The 23,499-nt window shown below is 47.2% G+C and carries 20 protein-coding genes; 9 read left to right on the top strand and 11 right to left on the bottom strand.

The window, feature by feature from the left end; translation table 11 throughout:
• Nucleotides 1–5: 5 nt before the first annotated feature.
• Both pepF and TRNA_RS23125 read right to left on the bottom strand, forming a co-directional pair.
• Nucleotides 6–1,841, bottom strand: coding sequence for an oligoendopeptidase F (pepF, locus tag TRNA_RS23120; protein WP_011197518.1), 1,836 nt, complete (start codon nucleotides 1,839–1,841; stop codon nucleotides 6–8).
• 112 nt (nucleotides 1,842–1,953) lie between these two features.
• Nucleotides 1,954–2,223: a GlsB/YeaQ/YmgE family stress response membrane protein gene (locus TRNA_RS23125; protein ID WP_003178661.1), complete on the bottom strand. Its 270-nt coding sequence runs from the start codon at nucleotides 2,221–2,223 to the stop codon at nucleotides 1,954–1,956.
• A 170-nt stretch (nucleotides 2,224–2,393) separates the two neighbouring features.
• On the opposite strand from TRNA_RS23125, the gene TRNA_RS23130 reads away from it, so the two are divergent.
• Nucleotides 2,394–4,109 carry a serine hydrolase gene (locus TRNA_RS23130; protein WP_011197519.1) on the top strand — a complete coding sequence of 572 codons (1,716 nt, stop codon included), beginning with the start codon at nucleotides 2,394–2,396 and terminating at the stop codon, nucleotides 4,107–4,109.
• A 59-nt stretch (nucleotides 4,110–4,168) separates the two neighbouring features.
• Here the strand turns inward: TRNA_RS23130 and TRNA_RS23135 are convergent, their stop codons facing one another.
• The 6 genes from TRNA_RS23135 to TRNA_RS23160 form a co-directional block, all read right to left on the bottom strand.
• On the bottom strand, nucleotides 4,169–5,491 hold the full coding sequence (locus TRNA_RS23135) for a (Fe-S)-binding protein (protein ID WP_009330262.1): 1,323 nt from the start codon (nucleotides 5,489–5,491) through the stop codon (nucleotides 4,169–4,171).
• Complete coding sequence (gene glcD / locus TRNA_RS23140; protein ID WP_003178667.1) at nucleotides 5,488–6,900, bottom strand: glycolate oxidase subunit GlcD; 1,413 nt, start codon at nucleotides 6,898–6,900, stop codon at nucleotides 5,488–5,490. The genes TRNA_RS23135 and glcD overlap by 4 nt, the downstream gene beginning before the upstream one ends.
• A gap of 123 nt (nucleotides 6,901–7,023) precedes the next feature.
• On the bottom strand, nucleotides 7,024–7,326 hold the full coding sequence (locus tag TRNA_RS23145) for a PTS sugar transporter subunit IIB (protein ID WP_003178669.1): 303 nt from the start codon (nucleotides 7,324–7,326) through the stop codon (nucleotides 7,024–7,026).
• Nucleotides 7,323–7,655: a PTS lactose/cellobiose transporter subunit IIA gene (locus TRNA_RS23150; RefSeq protein ID WP_003178671.1), complete on the bottom strand. Its 333-nt coding sequence runs from the start codon at nucleotides 7,653–7,655 to the stop codon at nucleotides 7,323–7,325. The genes TRNA_RS23145 and TRNA_RS23150 overlap by 4 nt, the downstream gene beginning before the upstream one ends.
• Nucleotides 7,656–7,671: 16 nt before the next feature.
• Nucleotides 7,672–8,958 carry a PTS cellobiose transporter subunit IIC gene (gene celB / locus TRNA_RS23155; RefSeq protein ID WP_003178673.1) on the bottom strand — a complete coding sequence of 429 codons (1,287 nt, stop codon included), beginning with the start codon at nucleotides 8,956–8,958 and terminating at the stop codon, nucleotides 7,672–7,674.
• Nucleotides 8,945–10,279 carry a 6-phospho-beta-glucosidase gene (locus TRNA_RS23160; protein WP_011197520.1) on the bottom strand — a complete coding sequence of 445 codons (1,335 nt, stop codon included), beginning with the start codon at nucleotides 10,277–10,279 and terminating at the stop codon, nucleotides 8,945–8,947. The genes celB and TRNA_RS23160 overlap by 14 nt, the downstream gene beginning before the upstream one ends.
• A 161-nt stretch (nucleotides 10,280–10,440) precedes the next feature.
• On the opposite strand from TRNA_RS23160, the gene TRNA_RS23165 reads away from it, so the two are divergent.
• From TRNA_RS23165 to TRNA_RS23180, 4 genes are all read left to right on the top strand, one after another.
• Nucleotides 10,441–11,169: a GntR family transcriptional regulator gene (locus TRNA_RS23165; protein ID WP_009330260.1), complete on the top strand. Its 729-nt coding sequence runs from the start codon at nucleotides 10,441–10,443 to the stop codon at nucleotides 11,167–11,169.
• Between the two features lie 4 nt (nucleotides 11,170–11,173).
• Nucleotides 11,174–11,908: a chitin disaccharide deacetylase gene (chbG, locus tag TRNA_RS23170; RefSeq protein ID WP_003178679.1), complete on the top strand. Its 735-nt coding sequence runs from the start codon at nucleotides 11,174–11,176 to the stop codon at nucleotides 11,906–11,908.
• Nucleotides 11,909–12,310: 402 nt separating this feature from the next.
• Entirely contained in the window at nucleotides 12,311–14,107 is a 1,797-nt protein-coding gene (locus tag TRNA_RS23175; protein ID WP_011197521.1) for a glycosyl hydrolase family 18 protein, read from the top strand.
• A gap of 90 nt (nucleotides 14,108–14,197) precedes the next feature.
• Nucleotides 14,198–16,279, top strand: coding sequence for a glycosyl hydrolase family 18 protein (locus TRNA_RS23180; RefSeq protein ID WP_011197522.1), 2,082 nt, complete (start codon nucleotides 14,198–14,200; stop codon nucleotides 16,277–16,279).
• Nucleotides 16,280–16,337: 58 nt separating this feature from the next.
• On the opposite strand, the gene TRNA_RS23185 is transcribed toward TRNA_RS23180, so the two are convergent.
• Nucleotides 16,338–17,288 carry a trypsin-like serine peptidase gene (locus TRNA_RS23185; protein WP_003178689.1) on the bottom strand — a complete coding sequence of 317 codons (951 nt, stop codon included), beginning with the start codon at nucleotides 17,286–17,288 and terminating at the stop codon, nucleotides 16,338–16,340.
• Nucleotides 17,289–17,461: 173 nt separating this feature from the next.
• Here TRNA_RS23185 and TRNA_RS23190 point away from each other — a divergent pair, with 173 nt between their 5' ends.
• From TRNA_RS23190 to TRNA_RS23200, 3 genes are all read left to right on the top strand, one after another.
• Nucleotides 17,462–18,235: a glucose 1-dehydrogenase gene (locus tag TRNA_RS23190; RefSeq protein ID WP_003178692.1), complete on the top strand. Its 774-nt coding sequence runs from the start codon at nucleotides 17,462–17,464 to the stop codon at nucleotides 18,233–18,235.
• Nucleotides 18,236–18,401: 166 nt separating this feature from the next.
• The gene (locus tag TRNA_RS23195) at nucleotides 18,402–19,220 is read left to right on the top strand and encodes a DUF1835 domain-containing protein (protein WP_011197523.1); all 819 of its coding nucleotides are present in this window, start codon (nucleotides 18,402–18,404) and stop codon (nucleotides 19,218–19,220) included.
• A 99-nt stretch (nucleotides 19,221–19,319) separates the two neighbouring features.
• Nucleotides 19,320–20,717 (top strand): YcdB/YcdC domain-containing protein, encoded by a 1,398-nt coding sequence (locus TRNA_RS23200; protein ID WP_003178696.1) that lies wholly within the window; start codon nucleotides 19,320–19,322, stop codon nucleotides 20,715–20,717.
• 53 nt (nucleotides 20,718–20,770) lie between these two features.
• Here the strand turns inward: TRNA_RS23200 and TRNA_RS23205 are convergent, their stop codons facing one another.
• Complete coding sequence (locus TRNA_RS23205; RefSeq protein ID WP_009330257.1) at nucleotides 20,771–21,724, bottom strand: sulfurtransferase; 954 nt, start codon at nucleotides 21,722–21,724, stop codon at nucleotides 20,771–20,773.
• Nucleotides 21,725–21,779: 55 nt separating this feature from the next.
• On the opposite strand from TRNA_RS23205, the gene TRNA_RS23210 reads away from it, so the two are divergent.
• Nucleotides 21,780–22,208, top strand: a complete 429-nt coding sequence (locus TRNA_RS23210) for a cell wall hydrolase (protein ID WP_003178702.1) — start codon at nucleotides 21,780–21,782, stop codon at nucleotides 22,206–22,208.
• Nucleotides 22,209–22,254: 46 nt separating this feature from the next.
• Here TRNA_RS23210 and TRNA_RS23215 read toward each other — a convergent pair whose 3' ends face one another.
• Complete coding sequence (locus tag TRNA_RS23215) at nucleotides 22,255–23,247, bottom strand: LLM class flavin-dependent oxidoreductase (protein ID WP_003178703.1); 993 nt, start codon at nucleotides 23,245–23,247, stop codon at nucleotides 22,255–22,257.
• Between the last annotated feature and the right edge of the window lie 252 nt (nucleotides 23,248–23,499).

Below are 23,499 nucleotides of genomic sequence, written 5' to 3' on the forward strand. Positions count from 1 at the left end.
GCCCGTTAATCAGGCCGGTCTTCTTTTTTATCGTACAGTTTTTCAAGCTCGTCAACCAATGTTCCGACATACGTCACAGCCCGGCGGATCGGCTGGTCTGTCGACATGTCGACACCGGCGTGTTTCAACAAGTCCAGCGGCTTCATGGTACCGCCTGCTTTTAAAACGTTCAGCCATCTGTCTACGGCAGGGCGGCCTTCTTCTTTGATCTGTTGCGAGACGATCGTCGATGCTGTCAGCCCGGCAGAATAGGTGTAAGGGTATAACCCCATGTAATAGTGTGGCTGACGCATCCATGTTAAGCTTGCTCCTTCATCAACCTTAACTCCGCTGCCCCAGAATTCGGAGAGCACGGCGCTAGTTTGCTCAGACAGTACGGAAGCGGTAAGTGCGTGCCCCTGTTCGGCGAGCTCATAGACTCTCCGCTGATATTCCCCCTCAAGCAGATGGGTGACGAAATTGTGGTAATACGTGCCCATCAGCTGGTTGATGACCCAGCGCTTCATTTTCGGATCATTTGTTTTGGAAAACAAATGCTGAGCGAGAAGCATTTCGTTCATTGTAGAAGGCGCTTCAATGAAATATAGAGACGGTCTGACATTCATGATGCGCTGCTCTCGGTTGGCAAAGTAAAAATGGCCGGCATGACCGAGTTCATGGGCAAGGGTAAAGGCATCCCGCATCGTATCCGTCCATGTCATCAAAATGAAAGGATGCGCTCCGTACGGACTTGAACAAAACGCGCCCGTTGATTTGCCGATATTGTCAGCGAGATCAACCCACCGCTCAGTCAAGGCGGTTTCCATGACTTCCGTGTACTCCGGCCCCATCACTTGTAAAGCGTCCAAGATCATCCGGCCGGCCTGTTCGTAAGTCGTCTTTGGACTGAAGTCGTGATCGAGCGGAGCCTGCAAATCGCAGAAGCGCATTTCGTCGAGGTCTAATACGCGTTTTTTCAAGGCGGCATACTTGCGCATATGAGGTGCAAGTTCGTTTTTAATCACATCAAGCTGGTTGCGGTACATTTCGAGCGTGACGCTTTGCGGCTGAAGAAGCATATGGGTGACGGATTCATATCCGCGCAGCCTTGACATGCTGACCTGTTTTTTGACCTCTGTTTCATAGATGGCGGCGATGGTGTTTTTGTATGTTTGCAGGGTATTGGTAAAGGAGTCGAATGCGGTTCTGCGAATATGCGTATCAGGAGAGAACATGTATTTTCCTTCATATAACGCGAACGAATTGGCGAGTGTATTGCCGTTTCGGTCCTGAATCGGGGAAAATTGCATATCCGCAAGCTTCGCCATCCCGAAAATTTTGTACGGGGCATCATGTATTTCGCCTAAAACGGCTAGCGCTTCCTCTGTTTCGGGAGCAAGTTTATACGGCTTGAGTTCCATTATCTCCGTCAGCATTTTGCTGAAAGGCTCCAGTCCTTTCTCGTTTTTTATGTACGTCTCCACTTGATTTTCGGGGAATTCAAGAATTTCCGATTGGATAAATGAAAGCCCGGCGTTTATTTTTGCTTGCAGCGCGGCCATCCTTGAAGCATCAGCTTGGTTGACGGGGTTTGTCAAATCTTCGGACTTTCTGAGGTGAGTATAGGCGGCGGCCCGGACTAGGCGCTTCAGCAGTATCTCCCGCAGCGATAAACAATCCAGCAATACGCCGGCTCCTTCATGCAGCCTTCCTTTAAATGAGCCGATGGATGCGAGATCTTCCTCAATTTTCACAAGTGCGTCTTCCCAAGTTTCATAAGAAGAAAATAAATCAGTAAGATTCCAAGTCAGTTCCTCCGGCACCTCACAGCGCTTTGGTCTTTTTTCTGCCACTTTTTCCAATGTGCAGCCTCCCCTTGAAAATATTTCGTGTTTCTAATTAATTATATAAAAGACGGCAGCATAATGAAATAAAAAACGACGGCTTCTAAAGAAACCGTCGCAAACCGTCTGCTTATTGAGCATTGCGATTTCGACCGCCCATGCTTCTCATGACGAGGCTGACGATGAAGATCAAAATGATCGCCCCGATCAAGGCCGGTATGATATTAAACCCGCCGACCACCGGACCCCAGCGCCCCAAAATCATCGAGCCGAGCCATGAACCGATAAATCCCGCAATAATATTTCCAATGATTCCTCCGGGTACATCACGTCTGATAATGAGGCCGGCCAGCCAGCCCAAAATTCCGCCAATGATCAATGACCAAATAAAACCAAACATTGAACAGTACCTCCTTGTTTTTTAGACATTTTAAGCCTTATACCTATCTTTTGGAATTCGTGAATAAATATACAAATTTTTTCTAAATGAAACCATTTGGGCGAACAAACGTATGAAATACGGACACCATGAACCGTCATAAGACTCTTAAATCAAGTGAGGAGAGTAAGATGAAACAGTCATTAAAGGCATTAAAAGGCTTTCGGGCATTCGCCGAAGAAAAAATGAAAGAGTGGAACGTTCCTGGAGCCGCGGTTGCAGTCATTAAGGAAGACGAGATCATCATGGCGGAAGGGTTTGGATTCAGGGATAAAGAACGGAAATTAAAGGTCAACCCGGAAACGGTATTTGCGATCGGTTCCGCCTCCAAGGCATTTACAACGGCGGCGATGGCGGTATTGGCTGATGAAGGGAAAATGGAGTGGGATAAGCCGGTAAGGGAATATCTCCCTGAGTTTAAGATGCACGATCCGGTAGCAACTGAACGGATGACTCCCCGTGATCTTGCGTGCCATCGTTCTGGTCTCCCAAGACACGAAATGATGTGGTACAATTCCTCCTTTTCAAGGGAGGAGCTTTTCAGACGGATCCGCTACCTTGAGCCGAATCAGGATTTTCGATCAAAGTGGCAGTATCAGAACCTGATGTATATGACGGCTGGTTATCTTGCTGGAAGAATAGCGGGGACGACATGGGAGGATCTTGTTCATGAGCGGCTTTTCAAACCTTTGCATATGACATCCAGCAGCTTTTCGGTCGAAGATATGCAAAAGCTTTCCGATTTTGCCTTTCCATATCAAGAGAACAACGGAACGGTTGAAAAAATACCTTTTCGTAATATCGATGCGATCGGGCCGGCTGGGTCGATTAATTCCAATGCCGTGGATATGGCAAATTGGCTGCTTCTTCAGCTTGGCAGCGAGAAATTCAACGGGGTTTTATCAGATGGAAGCCTTCATGAACTGCATACGCCTTGCATTTCCTGCGACTCCATTATTAAAGCGAAGGAGCTTCCGGTCTGCAGCTATGGACTCGGCTGGTTTGTGGAACCGTACCGCGGTCGCCATATGATTCATCATGGCGGAAATATCGACGGCTTTTCATCGCTTGTCGCTTTCATGCCTTATGAAAAGATCGGCATTGTCATTTTGACAAATATGAACGGCAGCTTTCTTCCAAATGTTCTGGCGTACAACATTTTTGACCGCTTGCTTGGATTGGAAGAGATCGATTGGAGCGGCCGGCTGAAAGGCGAAGCGGAAAAAATAATGAAAGCCGCTTTAGGAGTGGATCGAACCGCGGATCTTACCAAAATTGAAGGAACGAATCCTTCTCATGCCCTGAAGGACTACACAGGTGTATATGAGCATCCCGGCTACGGCGAAATCAAAATAGAGCTTAAAGACGGCGTGTTACAGGCGCTCTTCAATTCGTTTGTGATGCCTTTGAAGCATTATCATTACAATATATTCGAGATGAAAATGCCGCTCACGGAGATGGCGATGCTCGCATCATTCGACACCGATATACACGGACATATCAGCCGCCTTTCCATACCGTTTGAAATGGCGGAAGGCGCTAGAGAAATCGAATTTGTCAGGAAGCCGGATCAGCAATTGTACGACCCTGAATTTCTTGCTTCTTTAACAGGGAAGTATGCATTGGGAGACGGAACAGATGTCGTTGTGTCTCTCAGAAACAACCGGACGCTCTGGGTTTCATTGCCCGGTCAGCCTGATTACGAACTTGAACCTTACCGTGAGTTGACATTTCAAATAAAAAATCTGCCGGGATTCAGCGTCCGATTTGAAGCCGGCGATTCCGGACAGGTAACAGGTTTGCGCTTCATCCAGCCGAATGGAGAATTTCCTGCTGTCCGGAAATAGCAGCAAAGGACATATTTCGATTTATTTCCCGAGAAATATACAGGTGTGAGCCAGTCTGGTCACTTCTGGACGGCTTCCAGTAATAAATCCGCCAGATGAACGGCTCTCACTCGGTCTGTAAGTCCTGCTCGTTCAATGCCGAGCTTCATTTGCAGCAGACATCCGGGATTAGCCGTAACGATCGTAGCGGCCCGGGTCGCTGCTGCTGCTTCCATTTTAGTATCGAGAATTTTCATCGACATTTCGGATTCGACAATGTTATAAATGCCGGCTGATCCACAGCAGCTTTCGGCATTTTTCATTTCCTTGAATTCAATGCCCTTGATGCTGCGAATAAGGCGTCTCGGCTCAGCGGACGTTTTCATGACATTTCGCAAATGGCACGAATCTTGGTATGTGACGATTTGCTCCGGCAGTTCAAGGGATTGCTGATCGAAGTTCAGTTCCAACAAGACGGAAGAAAAGTCTTTCAATTTTCCTGTGAAAGATGCTGCCCGTTCCCGCCATTCGGAGTCATCTTTCAGGAGATGATCATATTCCTTTAAAAAAGCTCCGCATCCGCCTGCATTTGTTATGATAAAGTCCGCGTTTGAATCCTCGAATGCCTGAATATTTCGTTTTGCGAGCAGGATGGCCTCAGACTTTTCGCTGCTGTGTCCGTGGAGGGCGCCGCAGCAGGTCTGCTGTTCGGGAATTATGATCTCGCAGCCAGCCAGCCGCAGCAGCTCAATGGTTGCCATATTCGTATCCAAAAACAGCGTATCCATGAGACAGCCTGAGAAAAAGGCGGCCCGTTTTTTTCTCTCCCCGATCGCAGGGAGCAGGTGCGGCCGTTTTTTCAGCTGTTTCATATTAGGAACCTTCGGCAAAACCGCCTCCATCTTCGCGAGGTGGTCCGGCAAAAGCCGGAGCAAGCCGGATTTGCGAATCACGTTTTGCATGCCGGAACGCTGATACAAGCCGAGCATTCCGGTCAGCGCCCTGATTCTGTTTGGATGGGGGAAAAGCCCTTTGAATACTGCGCGGCGAAGCACTTTAACCGGAAAGGCGTGCTTTTTGTTCTGCTGAATAATATCTCTCGCTTCTTCAAGCAAGCGTCCGTAGTTTACGCCTGACGGACAAACAGGTTCACACGCGCGGCAGCCGAGGCAAAGCTCGAGTGACCGTTCGACATCCTCATCAGGCTCGATCGTCCCATCGACGACCGCTTTCATGAGCGCGATGCGTCCGCGCGGAGAATGGCTTTCTTGAAAACCGGATTCGATGTAGGTGGGGCATGACGGCAGACAGAAGCCGCAGCGCATGCAATTCAGCAGCTCTTCCTCATCCATTCTTTGTTTAAACTGCTGTTCAATGACCTTTCTTTCGTCAGCTGTCGTCATCTTGTCACCACCACTCGCTTGCGGGAGTCTTTCGCAAATATCTTCCCGGGATTCATGATGTTGTTTGGATCCAATGCCTGTTTTACCGCCTTCATGGCGGCGATTCCCGCATTGCCCAGCTTCAGTTCCAAATAGGGGGCTTTCATTTCGCCGACCCCATGTTCTCCGGTAATTGTTCCTCCCAGTTCAACCGCTTTTTTAAAGATGTCTTCAAAAGCCTGTTCGACCCGTTTCATTTCTTCACTGTTTCTGACATCTGTCGTACAGGTCGGATGAAGGTTGCCGTCGCCTGCGTGCCCGAATGTACAAATCGATATTTGGTGCTTTTCGGCGATCGAATTAATCGCTTTTACCATTTCAGCAATTTCAGAACGCGGTACCGTAGCATCCTCCAGAATGGTCGTCGGCTTTAACCGCGCTAAAGCCGAAAGGGCGGTGCGGCGGGCCTCCCGAAGATTTTCCGCTTCAGCTTCTGTTTGCGCAGTTTGAACGGACACAGCATTTCCTTTTTTGCAAATCTCTTCAATCACGGCGATATCACGGCGAACTGCATCTTCGGTGCCGTCCTGTTCGATCAGGAGAACCGCTTTGGCATGGACGGGAAGGCCGATTTTCGCGAAGTCTTCGATCACCTGAATCGTAGGTTGGTCGAGAAATTCGAGTGTCGTCGGAATGATTTTATGTGCAATGATATTTGAAACAGTTTGTGCTGCAGAGTCGATATCTTGATAGAGAGCGAGGACGGTTTTTTTTGTTTCGGGTGCCGGGATGAGTTTTAATGTTGCTTCAGTGATGACGCCGAGCGTTCCTTCAGAACCGACGAACAGACGCGTCAAATCATAGCCGGCAACATCTTTGGCCAGCTTGCCGCCGGTGCGGATGATGTCCCCGTTTGCAAGAACGATTTCCAGCGCCATGACATAATCGCGGGTCACTCCGTATTTCAAGCCGCGGAGGCCGCCTGAGTTTTCGTTAATATTCCCGCCGATTGTCGAGATCTTCATTGAGCTCGGATCGGGCGGATAAAATAATCCTTTTTCTTCAGCGGCGTGAATTAAGTCAAGTGTGATCACACCGGGCTGGACGGTTATCGTTAAATTTTCTTCATCGATTTCTAAAATTTGATTCATATGCTTAAACAGGAGGACAATCCCCCCTTCAGTCGGGCATGTGCCGGCACATAGGTTTGTACCTGAACCTCTCGGCACAATCGGAATGCGGTGCGTGTTGCAGATTTTCACGATTCGCGATACTTCTTCCTTGCTGCGCGGGGCAATGACCGCGTCAGGCATCGATTGAAACTGTGGTGTCGCATCATAGGAATAGACGAGCCGTCCGGCGTTCGAATCGTCATAATTGGCAGAGCCGACAATCTCAATCAGCTTGGATCTCACTTGTGAGGAAATCATGTATGATCACATCCTTTACCAATTATTATACAAAATCAAACGCTTTCAAAAAATCATTCTTTTAAACTTCAAATATAAAAAAGAACCCGTTTTCAAAGGAAACGAGGTTCTTTGCGGAAAGCATCAGGTTGCAAGGCTGATTGCTTGATTAAGCACTTTTGCCCCGTCCATCATTCCATAAGCCATTTGGTCAATGACGGCCACGGGTGTATGATACGGCTTGGCACGCTCTGTCATTTGCCCTTTTAAATACCGGACCTGCGGACCAATCAGTATCACATCAATTTCATCCAGATCGCTTGGCAAATCTGCCTCAGCATACGCATTAATTTCCGCCTTCAATGAACGGTTTTCCGCTTCTTCCCGCATTTTTTTTACCAATATACTCGTAGACATTCCGGCTGAACATACAAGTGCGATCTTCATTTTTCTCTTCCTTTCCCAAGCTCTTGATATAAATCAATCATTTCTTTCGCCAAATCTTTTACAGTTATGGCTGTCATTAAATGGTCCTGAGCATGGATTAATAATAGATTGGGTGAAAGGCCTGCGCCCTGTGCTTCTTTTTGCAGGAGGCGGGTTTGTGCCTGATGCGCTTGGTTCAGCTCCGATTCTGCTTCTTGTATCTTTTGATAACCGGTTTCGCATTCGTGATGTTTCACAAGCTGCAACGCTTCCATTGCAGAAGAACGCGCATTTCCGGCGTGAAGGATGATTTCAAATGAGACCTGTTCCAATTGAAGTGTATCTGCCATAACATTCACTCCTTATTTATTCATTTTCTGTCTGGTGCAAGGCGGAACGTTGAGCCGCTTTTATAAACGGGAGGTAGAGCAGGGTGGCCAGCACCAGGTTGAAGATTTGCAAAAAGACCCCTCGGACTGATCCTCCGGTGACAAGATATCCGCTGACAATCGGAGGCGTCGTCCACGGAAGGATCGCCACAGTTTTCGGGACGAGACCGGAAGCCAAAGCGATATATGATGTAATCGTCAAAATTAATGGAATCAAGATAAACGGAATGAACATGATCGGGTTTAATACAATAGGAAGGCCGAACAGAACGGGTTCATTGATGTTAAAAAGGCCGGGTGCGAGAGACACCTTTCCTATCGTTTTGTAGTGCTTCGATTTCACGGCAATTAAAATGGCGGCAAGCAGAGCCAATGTTGTTCCCGATCCCCCCATAAATACGTAAGAATCGAAGAAAGGCTTTGTCACAATATACGGCACTTCAAAAGCGCTCATTCCTTGCGAGAATAAGTGCTGATTTTCCTGAATGAGCGGGAGGTAGACGGATTCCATGATCGGCCCGAGGATGTTTGTTCCATGCAATCCAAAGAACCAGAGCAAATGATTCAAGAAAGTAAAAATCAAGGCTGACCCAACCGTGTTGGAAAGGCCTTGAAGCGGCTCTTGAATCGTGCTGAAAACAAGCTCATGGATGCTTTGCCCCGAAAAGTGAACGATCAGAGCGTTACATAGCCCGGCAGTGGATAAGATGACGGCAGCCGGCAATAGAGCATTCAAGGATTTTGTGACGCCGTCAGGCACTCCTTCAGGCATTTTGATTTTCAATTTCTCATTTTTGGAAAACAGCCGGAAGACTTCTGTCGACAGCAAAGCCACGATTAAGCCGACGAACAGACCTTGGGCTCCCAGCCAAGTCATTGAGAAGCCAAAGTCTTCAGTGGTCGGTGTAAGCACGGCGAATGCGCCAACCCCGATTAATGCGGCAGACAGACCATCTGTGTGATATGACTCGGCCAGCTTGAAGCTGACAGCCGCAACGGCTAAAAGGCTCAACAGAGCAAAAGAGCCATTCCATATCGCTCCGCCGACAGCCGTCCATCCCTCGCCGAAAAGACCGGTCATAAAGTTTTGAAACGCCGGTATTGGAAAATTATTGACCAGGATGGCGAGGGAACCGATGATGATAAGAGGCATAATGGCGATGAATCCGTCGCGTATTGCAATCAGGTGCCTTTGGGAACCGATCCTTCCGGCGATCGGCATGATGTTTGATTCGATGAATGCCATCATTTTATTTTGTTTCATGTGCACGGACCTCCTCAAAAAATTGCGGGAGATAACGTTTATGAGCCTCGAGCATTTCATCGAGCACCTTTTGAGCTTTGTGATCAGAAGAGACCAATGGATTGGTGATCATGGCTAAGTATGCCGTATCGTAGTCGCCGGTGACCGCAGCTTCAATCACTAATTGTTCAAATTTTTTCATCAAGATGATCGGCCCGCTGATGGCATCGGGCAGTTTTCCGACGGTCAGGGGAATCGGTCCGCTTTTTGTAATGACACTGTTGACTTCGATCACCGCATCATCTGGAAGGTCTGGTATGCTTCCTTTATTCAGTGTGTTCACGGTCTGAATATCCATTGAATGATGATAAAGCGAGTTCATTAATGAGCAGGCTGATTCACTATAGTAAGCTCCGCCGCGGCTTTCCAGTTCTTTAGGCTTTTCATGGATCTTGGCGTCTTTGTATCTCTCAAACAGCTGCCGCTCCACTTCCATGACGGTTTCTGCGCGCGTCCCTTTGTTATTGTACGCTTCGATATCTTTTGCGAGCGCATCTTCATGTTGATAATAGTACTGATGATAAGGGCTCGGAAGCATTCGCAAAGACCGCAAAAATTGGCGATTCCACGGCAGCGCCGCAATATTGGAAGGCGAGTAGCCGAAGTGATCATTCAACAGAAGCTCAATCGTCTCTTCTGTCCGGTCGATCCCGTCGATCCAAACTCTTTTTCCGAAAACAAAATGATTGATGCCCGCGAATTCAATCATGACGAGGTTTACATCCACGCCGAAAATTTCTGCGATGCTATTTTTCATGTTGTAAGGAATATTGCATACCCCGACGACCTTTTGATGAGGTCCGTGCTTCAGCAAAGCTTCCGTCACGATGCCCGCCGGATTGGTAAAGTTAATCAGCCATGCTTCGGGACAAATCTCATGAATATCGCGGGCGATATCCAGCATAAAGGGAATTGTGCGCAAAGCTTTAAACATGCCGCCCGCCCCGTTTGTTTCCTGGCCGATCAGGCCGTGGCTGAGCGGAATTTTTTCGTCTAAAGCTCTCGCCTTCAGTCCGCCGACTCTGATTTGAACCGTTACGAAATCGGCGCCTTTCAATGCTTTTGCCCGATCTATTGTATGGCTCAGTTCGATGGGAACCCCCGCATGTCTGATCATTCGCTTCGCGAGTTCTGAGACGATGCGAAGCTTTTCTTTGCCCTCCTCGATATCAACCAGTACAATCTCATTCACTGGAAATTGATGATGCCGTTTGATGATGCCTTCAATGATTTCTGGTGTGTAGCTGGAACCTCCGCCTATAACAACTACTTTCAGCGCCATAATCCCCCTCCTTAACTCTCTTTTATGAAAGCGCTTCACACAATTGAAACTTAACATGTTATAACAAATTTGTCCATACATATTTGTTATAACAAATTGTTTTTTGGGGGAACTTTTTGTGTTATTCTATAATTACGAACTCACCCCAAAGGAGAAAATGTATGGCGAAACAACCACAGCTCCACAGTCAAATTAAACAAGATATTGTAGATAAGATTGAAAGCGGTTATTATCCGCCGGGCAGCCTGTTGCCGACGGAGTCCGAGTTTTGCAAAATTTATGATGTCAGCCGGACGACGCTGCGGACCGCGCTGAATCATTTGCTTATGGAAGGGGCTATTTACCGAAAGCAGGGAAAAGGGACATTTGTCGCCAAAGGAAAAGTAAAGCAGATCTTAAGCTCCAGCAGCCTCCGCTATGCAGAACAATTGAAGGCTCAAGGCTTTAAACCGAAAATCAAGGTTGTTGATTTGCAAAAAATAAAGCCGTCCGAAAAACTCCAAACCCGTCTCGGAATCGACGCTGAACAAATGGTCTATCAAGTAAAAAGAATCCGCTATGCAGACGATGAAGAAATCCAGTTTGAAACAGCCTATATCAGAACGGATCTCGTACCCGAAGTAACGGAAGAAATGGCGAATATCTCACTTTACCAGTGCATCAGCAGGCAGGGAAACAACATTAAAAGAACAGAGGAGCAAATCAAGATTGTGATTTCTGATGAGGAGATTGCACACCATTTAAATATTACACAAGGCACGCCTTGCTTCCAGATATCGACGCAAACATTTTTGGCGTCTGAAGAGGTTGTCGAGTATTCTATGGCCTATTTTCGCGGTGACCGCGTTGAGTTCTTCATTGAACGCGATTATGGACAAAGGGGGAAATGAAAGCGTGAAATCTCTAATCATAAATGCAGATGATTTTGGATTTTCAAGGGGAGTCAACCTTGGCATTATTGAAGCTTTCCAGCACGGGGTCCTCACATCGACTACCCTCATGGTCAATATGCAAGAAGCGGATCATGCCGTCGAACTCGCACGGCAAAATCCAGAACTCGGAGTCGGGATCCACTTGACATTGACGGCCGGGCGTCCGATTCTTGGCGGACTGCATACGATAACAGATGAAGAAGGGAATTTTCGCAAGCTTTTGTATTACCAAGGTTTTTTCGACATTGATCTTGAGGAAGTATATCGAGAGTGGAAAGCGCAAATAGAGAAGGCTTTGTCCTGCGGTTTAAATCCGACACATATCGACAGCCATCATCATATTCATACATACGGAAATCTCCCTGAGGTGTTTGTAGAGGTTGCGAAAGAGTATGATCTGCCTTGCAGAAAGGTCAATCATGACCATCCTTCACTGTGGAAGGGTGTAAGGTCTAACGATGCTTTTGAGCTGAAAGTCGACCGATTGAAGGATCTATCGAGCTTCTTTAATGATTATCAAGACGCAGCTGTGATTGAAGTGATGTGCCATCCGGCTTATGTCGATAAATGTCTGCTTGAAAAATCGTCCTTCCATTATCCTCGGGCATATGAACTTTCACTGCTGACGGAACCTTCTCTCAAAGCCGCTTTACAACACTGTCCGGATATTCGCCTCACGTCTTACGCCGGTCTATGAAAGAGATGCCGCTTCTATTCCTTGGCTTAATAAGATGTGAAATGGGGTAGGAAGCGGCGGTTGTTTAGTCAAATACTTCATATTTACAGTTTGGAAAATTCTGATTAATATAAATTTGTCATAACAAATTTATGCATTCTTCATCATTGGAAAGTCTTCTTTTACACTTAAATGTATAGACGTCTATACGTGTTTCACCCTCTGCACAACCAGCTTTTTCAAACGCCAAAGTTTTGATGAAATGATGTTGTCAATCTCACTTATGTAAGCGTTTTCCCTTGTTGTCTTCAATGTATCTGCTGCTATTAGATGACAAGGAAAAATATAAAACCAGCAAAAAAGGCGGTGAGGAAAAAGAGAGTTCTAGTTTCATAGCTTGCCAAAAAATTGCTTGTAAAGGAGATGAAAATCGTGTTGATCAACAAAAGCAAAAAGTTTTTCGTTTTTTCTTTCATTTTTGTTATGATGCTGAGCCTCTCATTTGTGAATGGGGAAGTTGCAAAAGCCGATTCCGGAAAAAACTATAAAATCATCGGCTACTATCCATCATGGGGTGCTTATGGAAGGGATTTTCAAGTTTGGGATATGGACGTTTCGAAAGTCAGCCACATTAATTATGCCTTTGCTGATATTTGCTGGGAGGGAAGGCATGGAAACCCTGATCCGACAGGCCCCAATCCTCAAACGTGGTCATGCCAGGATGAAAACGGAGTGATCGACGCGCCAAATGGAACAATCGTGATGGGCGATCCCTGGATTGACGCACAAAAGTCAAATCCCGGGGATGTCTGGGATGAACCGATCCGCGGCAACTTTAAACAATTGTTGAAGCTGAAAAAGAGCCACCCTCATTTGAAAACGTTCATATCGGTCGGGGGGTGGACTTGGTCTAACCGCTTTTCAGATGTCGCGGCAGATCCTGCGGCAAGGGAGAATTTCGCCGCTTCGGCCGTTGAGTTTTTAAGGAAATACGGGTTTGACGGGGTCGATCTTGACTGGGAATATCCGGTCAGCGGAGGATTGCCGGGGAACAGCACACGTCCGGAAGATAAAAGAAACTACACGCTGCTCCTGCAAGAGGTGCGCAAAAAACTTGACGCTGCAGAAGCAAAAGACGGCAAGGAATACTTGCTGACGATCGCATCCGGCGCAAGTCCCGATTATGTAAGCAACACTGAGCTCGATAAAATCGCTCAAACCGTGGATTGGATTAACATTATGACCTATGACTTTAATGGCGGATGGCAAAGCATAAGCGCCCATAATGCACCGCTGTTCTATGATCCAAAAGCGAAAGAAGCAGGCGTTCCAAACGCTGAGACCTACAATATTGAAAACACTGTGAAACGCTACAAGGAAGCCGGTGTCAAGGGTGACAAATTAGTGCTTGGAACACCGTTCTACGGAAGGGGCTGGAGCGGTTGTGAACCAGGGGGGCACGGAGAATATCAGAAATGCGGACCGGCTAAAGAAGGGACATGGGAAAAGGGCGTATTCGATTTTTCAGATCTTGAAAGGAACTATGTGAATCAAAACGGCTATAAAAGGTATTGGAACGATCAAGCAAAAGTGCCGTTTTTGTATAATGCGGAAAATGGCAATTTCATCACTTATGATGATGAACAATCATTCGGCCACAAAACGGATTTTATTAAAGCAAACGGATTAAGCGGAGCAATGTTCTGGGATTTCAGCGGCGATTCCAATCGGACGCTTCTCAATAAATTGGCAGCCGATTTAGATTTTGCACCGGACGGAGGCAATCCGGAGCCGCCTTCATCGGCACCTGTGAATGTGCGTGTAACCGGAAAAACTGCTACAAGTGTCAGCCTGGCGTGGGATGCGCCGAGCAGCGGAGCAAACATTGCGGAATATGTCGTGTCATTTGAAAACCGGTCGATATCTGTAAAAGAAACATCAGCGGAAATAGGCGGCTTGAAGCCGGGTACGGCCTACTCATTTACTGTTTCAGCAAAGGATGCGGATGGAAAGCTCCATGCCGGACCAACGGTAGAGGTCACGACGAATTCTGACCAAGCCTGTTCATATGACGAATGGAAAGAGACGAGCGCATACACAGGCGGAGAGCGGGTTGCATTTAACGGAAAAGTGTATGAAGCGAAATGGTGGACGAAAGGCGACCGGCCTGATCAATCCGGTGAATGGGGCGTATGGCGGCTGATCGGAGGCTGCGAATAAGAGAAAGTCAAATGGATAGAAAACGATAAAGAGAGATTTGGGGAACAGCTTCTCACGTCTCTCTTTATGGACAAAGGAGTCTGAGTAAACATGAAGAAAGCCGCTTCATCTTTTTTATCTTGTATGCTGCTCCTCGCGCTTTTTATCCCGAACCGGCAGATTTCCGCAGAGACTTCAAGCGAAAGACCGGACTGCCGTCCGGAAGGGCTATGGGACTCGGGCGTTGAACATGTGCCGTATTGCGATGTATACGACAAGGACGGCCGTGAAAAGCTGGCCAATCAGTTAGACCGGAGAATCATCGGTTACTTTACGAGCTGGCGTACGGGAAAAGGAAATCAAGATCGTTATTTAGTAAGCGATATCCCCTGGAAGTACTTGAGCCACATTAATTATGCGTTTGCCCACATCGGGGAAGATCATCGGATTTCAGTCGGAGAAGAGGCAGATGAGAACAACCCGTCCATCGGGATGACTTGGCCGGAGCATCCCGATGTAAAAATGGATCAAACCTTGCCGTATAAGGGGCATTTTAACCTTATCCATCAATATAAAGATAGATACCCGGATGTGAAGGTTTTGGCCGCTGTCGGCGGTTGGGCCGAAACCGGCGGCTATGTCGACAAGGACGGAAAGCGAATTCCAAGCGGCGGCTTTTACTCGATGACAACGAATGGAGATGGATCTGTAAACCACAAGGGTATTCACACCTTTGCGGAATCGGTCGTTGCGTTTCTCAGAAAATATGAGATCGATGGAATCGATATTGACTATGAGTACCCTACATCGATGCAGGATGCAGGGAATCCGGCAGATTGGAACATCGCCAATCCGCGGCGCAACGGGTTAAATAAAAGCTTTGAGGCATTGATGAAAACATTAAGAGAAAAGCTTGATCAAGCGTCCGCTGAAGATGGAAAGTACTACATGCTGACCATTGCAGCACCATCCTCGGCATATTTACTGAGGGGGATGGAAACGTTTAAGCCGCTTCGATATGTCGATTATGTCAATATCATGTCCTACGATCTTCATGGAGCCTGGAATGAGTTTGTCGGACCGAACGCTTCTTTATTCGATAACGGCGAAGATGCCGAACTCAAGCAGTCCAACATTTATACTACGCCGGAATACGAAGGGATCGGATATTTAAATACGGACTGGGCTTACCATTATTTTAGAGGGGCAGTAGAATCGGGACGAATCAATATCGGTGTGCCTTATTATACGAGAGGCTGGAAAAATGTGACCGGCGGAGCAAATGGGCTGTGGGGAAGAGCCAAAAGCGCAGATTGCCCTCAGGGACTCAGGCAATGCGGTGACGGAGCAACCGGAATCGATAATATTTGGCACGATAAAGATGAGCAGGGGAATGAAATTGGAGCAGGGGCAAACCCGATGTGGCACGCCAAAAACCTTGAAAAGGGCATTGCTGGTTCTTATCTGGAAAGGTATGGATTGAGCAAGGCTGATTTGACAGGCGTTTATAAAAGGCATTATGACGCAGGGCTGGCAGCGCCTTGGCTTTGGAATCCAGAAAAGAAAGTATTTCTATCGACAGAGGATGAGGAATCGATCAAAACGAAGGCGGATTATGTCATTGATAAAGGAATCGGGGGTGTCATGTTTTGGGATTTGAGCGGTGATTATGACTGGTATCCCGAACGAAACGGCAGTAAAGGAGAATACGGTATCGGCAATACCTTAACGAGAACGATGTATCATAAATTCTCGGATACAACACCATACGATAATCGACTCAGCACATCACCTTTGCCTGATGAATCACTAGATGCAGAAGTAGAGTTGACGAACTTTCCGTTAGGAGATCAAAATTACCCGATCCACCCGGTGATGAAGCTGATCAACAACAGCGATGTCACGATTACGGGAGGTTCTTTTATCGAATTTGATGCGCCGACATCCACTTCCCCTCGGTTTAGAAGCTGGAGCGGCGATCATGTTGAAGTGATTTCTAAAGGGCATACGGGACCGAACATTGGCGGACTGACAGTAGATTTCCACCGCATCAGAGTGACTCTATCAATCTGGAAAACCATTAAACCTGGTGAGGAAGCGGAGTTTCAGCTTGTCTATTATTTGCCGATCAGCGGTCCTTCAAATTTCACGATATCAATAGATGGCAAAAAGTACAGGCTTAAAGGAAATTAAGTATACGGCCGTTAGATGTGACAGCCCGTTCCAAAAGGAAGCGGGCTGTCTTCGTGTATTATTGTGCGCTGTTTTTCCAGTTGGTCAAATTGTCGAACACCTCTTTTGTAATCCGGGTGCCTCTGTTGTACGAGGAGCCGCCGTATACTCCATTTGTGTGTACGGCAAGCGAGCACGGACCGCTGCAGTTCGTTCTGGAGCTGCTTTGTTCGAATACCGGTGAACCGCTTTGTCCTCCGTACGTGTCCATTGCGTACTGCAATTTATACGTTTCGGAGATGGCAATCGGTCCTGAATGCTGCCATTGTGTGCCTGCTGTTTTATCGCCTGGGTAGCCGCTGATGGTAACAGTTGTCCCAACAAGTGATGAAGTAGTGTACGAGTATCCGAAGTATCCGACAGTATTGCCGATCGGTTCGCTTAGTTCGATTGCGCCGTAATCGTAATTGGTGTTTCCGCTTCTCCATCCTGACGGAATAAAGTAGCGCGTCGATTTAACTGAGCCGTAAGGATAGCTTGTCCCGTTCCGTCCCGGCGAAACAGTGGCTGTACCGGCAAATGAACCGCTTGATGTGTCATAGATGCAGTGTCCGGCTGTTGCGACGGTTTTCGGACCGATCATCCATCCGGTGCATGAACCGATGCTGCTTGAAATATGAACGATCGCTCTGTACGGATATGCGGTTGTGTTGGTGACCCTTGTCCGATCATCAGAACCAATCACCGATTTAATGCTGTAAGGAGCTTTGGCGGGTGACTTTTTTTCCGCTTTTTCCTTTGTTTCATTCACTTTGCCGGTGCCTGTAAACGCTTTTGAATACAAGCCGTATTGATCGCTCTTAATGTTTGGGTCATAAGTAACCGATGTTTCCGCTTTGTATGAAGGATCGCTTGAAACAGGAGTATGAGGCGATGGCGCGGCTTGGGCCGGGTGCATACCTAAAGAATAAATAGAAATACCAATGAGACCTGTGATCAAACCTCGTTTAACACTCTTTTTACTAACCAAATCATATCACTTCCTTATTTTGTTGTAAGTACAAGTTAGATATTAACAAAATAATTCTGAATTTTCCATATGTTTAAAAAAGATCATACTAAAGGTGTGTATTAACATTTTGTTTGATCATATATTGATACCGGGTAATGTACATGGAGAAAAGAAATTGAGGGGTGTTTAGGTTGTATAGTGATTTAAAAGGAAAAACAGCAATTGTGACCGGCTCTTCAAAAGGTATAGGCAAGGCGGTTGCAGAACGGTTTGGAAAAGAAAAGATGAATGTGGTTGTCAATTATCACAGCGATCCCGGAGGCGCACGGGAAGCCGTCGACAATATTCAAGCAGCGGGCGGAAACGCCCTTGCGATAGAAGCTGACGTGTCTTCCGAAGAGGACGTGAAAAAGCTGATTAATTCAGCAGTTGAACACTTTGGTTCACTTGATGTTATGGTCAATAATTCAGGATTTAACGGCGCGGGCGCCTTTCCGCACGAACTTGAGCTTGATGAGTGGCAGAAAGTGATCGACGTTAATTTAACCGGTGCGTTTCTCTGCGCACGCGAAGCCTTAAAATATATGGCGGACCGCCGCATGAAAGGAAGCATACTCAATATATCCAGCGTTCATCAGCAAATTCCGAGACCGAAAAATGTTCACTACTCCGCTTCAAAAGGCGGAATGAAGCTGTTAACAGAAACGCTTGCCCTAGACTATGCGGACAAAGGAATCCGCGTCAATGCGATTGCGCCGGGAACGATTGCGACCGAAAGCAATGAAGACTTGGAGGGAAGCCGCAAGTCGGAACAGCTGAAAAAGATACCCATGAACGAATTTGGCGAGCCTGAACAAGTGGCTTCCGCAGCGGCATGGCTTGTGTCGCAAGAAGCCGCCTATGTAACGGGCGCGACTTTATTCGTTGACGGCGGCATGACGCTGTATCCATCACAGCTGGAATAGCAAAGGCCGTTTTTTCAGCTCCCGTTCTGCCCTTTATTGAATGGCGGAATGGGGGCTTTTTTAATTGTGTTACCTTTTATTTTATAGTAAAAGAAACGAGTTTAATATATACCGTGCATCGCGCTGATCAGGTTGCTATTACAACTTTCAATAAAAGGAGATTATGATGCAAAACAATATCGTTCACATTGCCTTCGGCGAGTCTGCCGGCGGCAGTATAAACATGATGCTCAAACAGTCGGGAGGAACCCATGAAAAGAGTCTGATCGTTCTGCCTGAATTATTTTCCATCGGACCGCTTCAAAAGCTGGAAGCCAAAGAAGGCAGGGTCAATCGTTATGAATGGTTGAAAACATATCTGAATGACCGATTTCACGAGTCTGGAAAGAGATACAGCCGTTTTGAAGTGGCGGTTTCTGCATTGTCCGGCATTCCTGAGCAAGCCTCTGTCTTTATATGGACAGGAGATCATGCACACGAACAGACTGGACTGAGGTTTGTACACCATATCCTCCGACAAATGAACCTGGCTGTTTTCCATTTGAATACGACGAAGTTCTTCCCCCATACCCGGAGTTCTGGTGAATTGAATGATGAAAACCTGAGATTCATTTATGAACAAGGGGATCAGGCGGCTGTGACAGCCGCTGAAGGACGGCGCCTTGCAGAGGAATGGACAGCGCTGTCTCAGCAGACAAGCGTGTTGCGGGTATGGGAAGACGGTAGAATCAAAAGCGTGAAGGAGGATTTTTTTGATTCGTTCATAATCGAAAAACTGGCTCAGCTTCAAAAAAACCGTTCAGCCAACACCTTTATCAACTGTCTCAGCTTGATCGGCGAAGTCATTGGCCATCTGGAGGAGAACATCGGAGATGAATTTATCGAGTACCGCATTTTAGAGCTGATCCGCAAAGGTATTTTTGAGATGAAAGGCACAACAAAAGGAATGAGATATTTTAATGTCAGGTTAAAAAATGTCATGTAAGTTCACCAGTTAAATCCAATTATCTCAATTTTCATGAAACGATTGATAGTATATTTCGTATACATAAGGAGAAGAAAATGAAAGAGAGGTAGACAGGATTTGGTTCGTGAACAGTTAAAACAAAAAGCGCAATCCATCAGTAAGGTTCCCCCACATTATCAGCTCATGATCGAAGATTACGGAGAGAAGTACGAAAAAGAGAGGCGGGTTTTTTTCGCTTGGCAGGACATTGAAGAGCCGGAGCGGGACATATCGGTGGAGTTAGATCATCAAGGCCGCTTAATCAGTTTGACAAAAGAGTATGAACCGGTGGTGGAGGAAGCTCTTCCTGATGAAAGGCTGCTGCAAATCGCCCTTCAGTTTACAGAACAGCATTACCCGAATGCGCCTTATGAATTTGTTTTCCATGAAAAGAAGGTAACAGAACAATTCGTTCGTTTTACGTATGTTCAGACTGTCCTTGATCTTCCGCTGCCGCAGACGGGCTTTTATGTCCGGGTCGCCAAGAACGGAGAGGTGATTGAGTTTCGCTATAACGGCGGGACGAGCTCTTTCTCCATTCCAAAGCAGATAGCTGATAAGCAATCGGTAACAGCCGATTATCTTGAACATGTTCAATTCGAATTGGCGGTTGAAAAAATCCGCAGTGAACTTTATGAAGGGGGAGATGATCTCCCGCATCTTATTTACGAAGCAGACTTGCCGTTTTTCAGCTATCCCGCCGATATCACGGAAAAACGCCAGATGAAGCCTGCGGCTGATGACGAGGAAGAAGAAGACACATTGCCGCTCCCTGTGCTGCCTGAGGCTGACCGTCATGCTGATATCGATGACATGATCGGCTTTACCCCTTCGATGCGAAAAATCCGCGAAACCGATTTGGGAGAGTCAATTGGAACAGTGTGGCGCCTGGGAGACGACCCTGAGCCGAGAGATCGGAGTATAGCCGGCTACTTTGAAACATGGAACCAAAATACGTTGAAAATCGTGAAAGACAAAAACTCGGGGAAGCTCAAAGGAATCGCTTCTTTTATCAAATCGGAAGGACCCCCTGTCTTGAGCGGGGAAGACTGCTTGAAACGGGCGCTGCAATTTTTGTACAGGCTTTATCCCGACGCTGATCGGCTTTTTCGAATGCATCCGGCGGAAAATGACGGGGACAGGTCAAACGCATTTTTTCAATTTGATCTTCAATACAAAGGGGTGCCGTTAAGGCTTGGCTCTGCCAATATCAGCATCAATCGGACAACCGGCAGGGTCGTCGGTTATCACGGCCCGGAAATCGAGCCGGAAACGCTGATCGATCTGAGTCCTTCGCCATCCATTTCAGAGGAGGAAGCGAAAGCCGTTTTTGCAGCGGCATTTGATGTGAAGCTGCAGTGGGAAAGGGACTACAGTCGGGAAAAGGATGACTTCTACAGGCTTGTCTACCGGCCGGTATACCCTTACTTTATCGATGCCCATGACGGAAAGGCGTTTATGAGCAAAAACATATAATAAACGGCGGCTGGCTGGGGTGGAAAAGCCCCCGGCCGCCGCCTCTTGTAAGATCAAATATCGTCCTCGGCTCCAGTGGAGATCGGATGGTCTGGGTAGCTGATCCAATCGCTCCAGCTGCCGGCATACAGCTTCACATTTTCAAATCCGGCTTCTTTTAAGCCGAGTACATTCGGGCAGGCTGATACGCCCGATCCGCAATAGACGACGATTTCACTGCCCGGGTCCAAAGCAGCGTAATGCTGTCTGAGCTGTTCTTTGCTTTTCCATAATCCGCCTTCGGTTAGATTGCCTTTCCAAAAAAAGTTTTTAGCGCCGGGAATATGGCCGGCCCGATGATCGAGAGGCTCGGTTTCCCCGGTGTATCTTGAAGGATCGCGCGCATCGATCAGAATGGAGCCTTCTCTGCCGATTCGCTTCAGTACTTCTTTGGCATCGAGCAGTTCGTTTTCTCTGAGCGCCGGCTTAAATTCGCGCTCGCTAGGACGAGGATCCTCGGCGTTCACCTCGTAGCCCGCTTTGATCCAGTTGGACAGTCCCCCATCCATGATATAGACGCTGTCATGCCCGAGATAGTGAAGCTGCCACCAAAAGCGCGCTGCAAACATGCCGCCGCTGTCATCATAAACAACGACATCTGTTTGCCGGTCAATGCCGATTTTTCCAAGCTTCGCGGCCAGAAGGTCAGGGTCTTGAAGCGGGTGTCTGCCGCCGTGCTCTTCCGGGTTGCGCGACAGATCTTCTTTTAAATCAATGAAAACGGCTCCGGGCACATGGCCTTTCGTATACGCTTTTCGGCCTTCGTCCGGTTTTGTCAAATGAAACCTCACGTCGACAATAACTGTTTGGTCCGTTTTTTCCATTAATCGTTTGTATACCCATTCAGGGCTTTTTAATACTGACAATTCACGATCCCTCCGTTCCCCTTTGTTTTTTCTCGGGTTCTGATAATAGAAGAATAGCTTTCTTTCATGGGCAATATCAAAGATAAATCCCGAAATCGTCATCACCTAAATGAAACAGAATATGATAAAGGTGACGACATCATGGGGGTGACTAAAAATGGCAGTCGTTCAGGCTTCTTCTAAAGATATCAGTCTTTTGGCAAGACTTTTGAGAGCGGAGGCTGAAGGCGAGGGCGTGCAAGGTATGCTTATGGTCGGAAATGTCGGAATCAATCGCATCAGGGCAAACTGTTCCGACTTTGTGGGACTTCGCACCATTCCGCAAATGATCCATCAGCCGCATGCCTTTGAAGCCGTGACGCACGGTTATTTCTATCAAAGGGCGCGGGAAAGCGAAAGGCGTTTGGCACGCAGGGCGGTCAACGGGGAGCGGCTTTGGCCGGCAAAGTTCAGTTTGTGGTATTTCAGACCGGCGGGGGCGTGTCCCGCACAGTGGTACAATCAGCCGCATGTCGGCCGCTTTAAATCGCATTGTTTTTACGAGCCGACAGCGGAAGAGTGTGAGAATGTCTATAATACGTTCTAACAAAAACATCCCTTTTCAACGGTTTTTGAAAAGGGATGTTTTTCGTTCAAAATAATTCTGCCAGTCTTTCGTAAGACTGCTTCTTATCTTCAAACCGGTAGACGTTAGTTAAAATCATAAACTCATCTGTTTGATATCGTTCAGAAAGCTCGAGCAGTTTTCTTTTGACTGTTTGAGGAGACCCGATCACCATACGGCTGCGGTTTTGGGCAAGCTTCTTTTTATCGGCAGCTGTGTAAGCGGCCGATTTCGCCTCTTCAATGCTTGGGACAAGGCTGTCCAGCCCTTTTTCAACCCGGAGAAGCCATAAATCTTGGCTCAAGCAGAGCTCCTCGGCTTTTTCATCGGACTCCGCACAAACGACGAAAACGGCGGCCAATGATTGGGGGCGTTTAAAGAAAGGGGAAGGCCGAAAGCTTTCACGGTATGATTGAAAGGCGTTCTTTCCTCTCGCGGGAGAGATGAAATGGCCGAATACGTATCCCGCTCCCATGCTACCGGCCAATTTTGCGCTGTTTTCTCCCAGGCCTAAAAGCCACACCTCCGGGGGCGAATCCGTCAAAGGGGAGGCTTTAATTCCGAAGTAATCATGTCCGGAAGGCACGGAATCAGTCAGAAAGCTAACCAAGTCTTGTAACTGTCTCGGGAATTCGTGCAGGCTTTTATGAACCCCGTCTGTCAGCGCCAGCCTCGTTTTAGTTGTGCCTCCCGGAGAGCGGCCGATCCCCAGGTCAATTCTCCCGGGATAAAGGGCTTCAAGCTGCCGAAAGTTTTCAGCCACTTTAAAGGGACTGTATTGGGGCAGCAGAACGCCGCCCGAACCGACGCGAATATTCGCCGTCTTTGCCGCAATGTGTGCGATCATGATTTCTGGAGCGGTGCTGGCAAGCCCCCGTGTGCTGTGATGCTCGGCAAACCAATACCTTTTGTACCCCCATTGATCCGCAAGTTCCGCCAGCTCTGCAGAATGCTTTAGAGCTGAATGCGCATCCGAGCCTTTTGATATAGGAACCTGGTCAAGAATGCTGAGCTGCATCAATTGTCACCGGCCTTCCTTTCGTTTTCTTGTTCAGTAAGACAAGCATATGAAAAACAGCAGATAGGGTCAAATCGAAGAGAATACGAGAGACAAAACATGATTAGTCAAAACATGACACCGTTGAAACAAAAACGAAATATAAATGTAATATAAATTGGCGCCTATTGTCGAAAATAGATGGTATAATAACGTCTGTACATTAGAAACGGATATATAAATCATAGGTCATAAGATTCATTTTTTAATAATGTT

It is taken from the genome of Bacillus licheniformis DSM 13 = ATCC 14580 (assembly GCF_000011645.1).
Taxonomy (GTDB): Bacteria; Bacillota; Bacilli; order Bacillales; family Bacillaceae; genus Bacillus; species Bacillus licheniformis.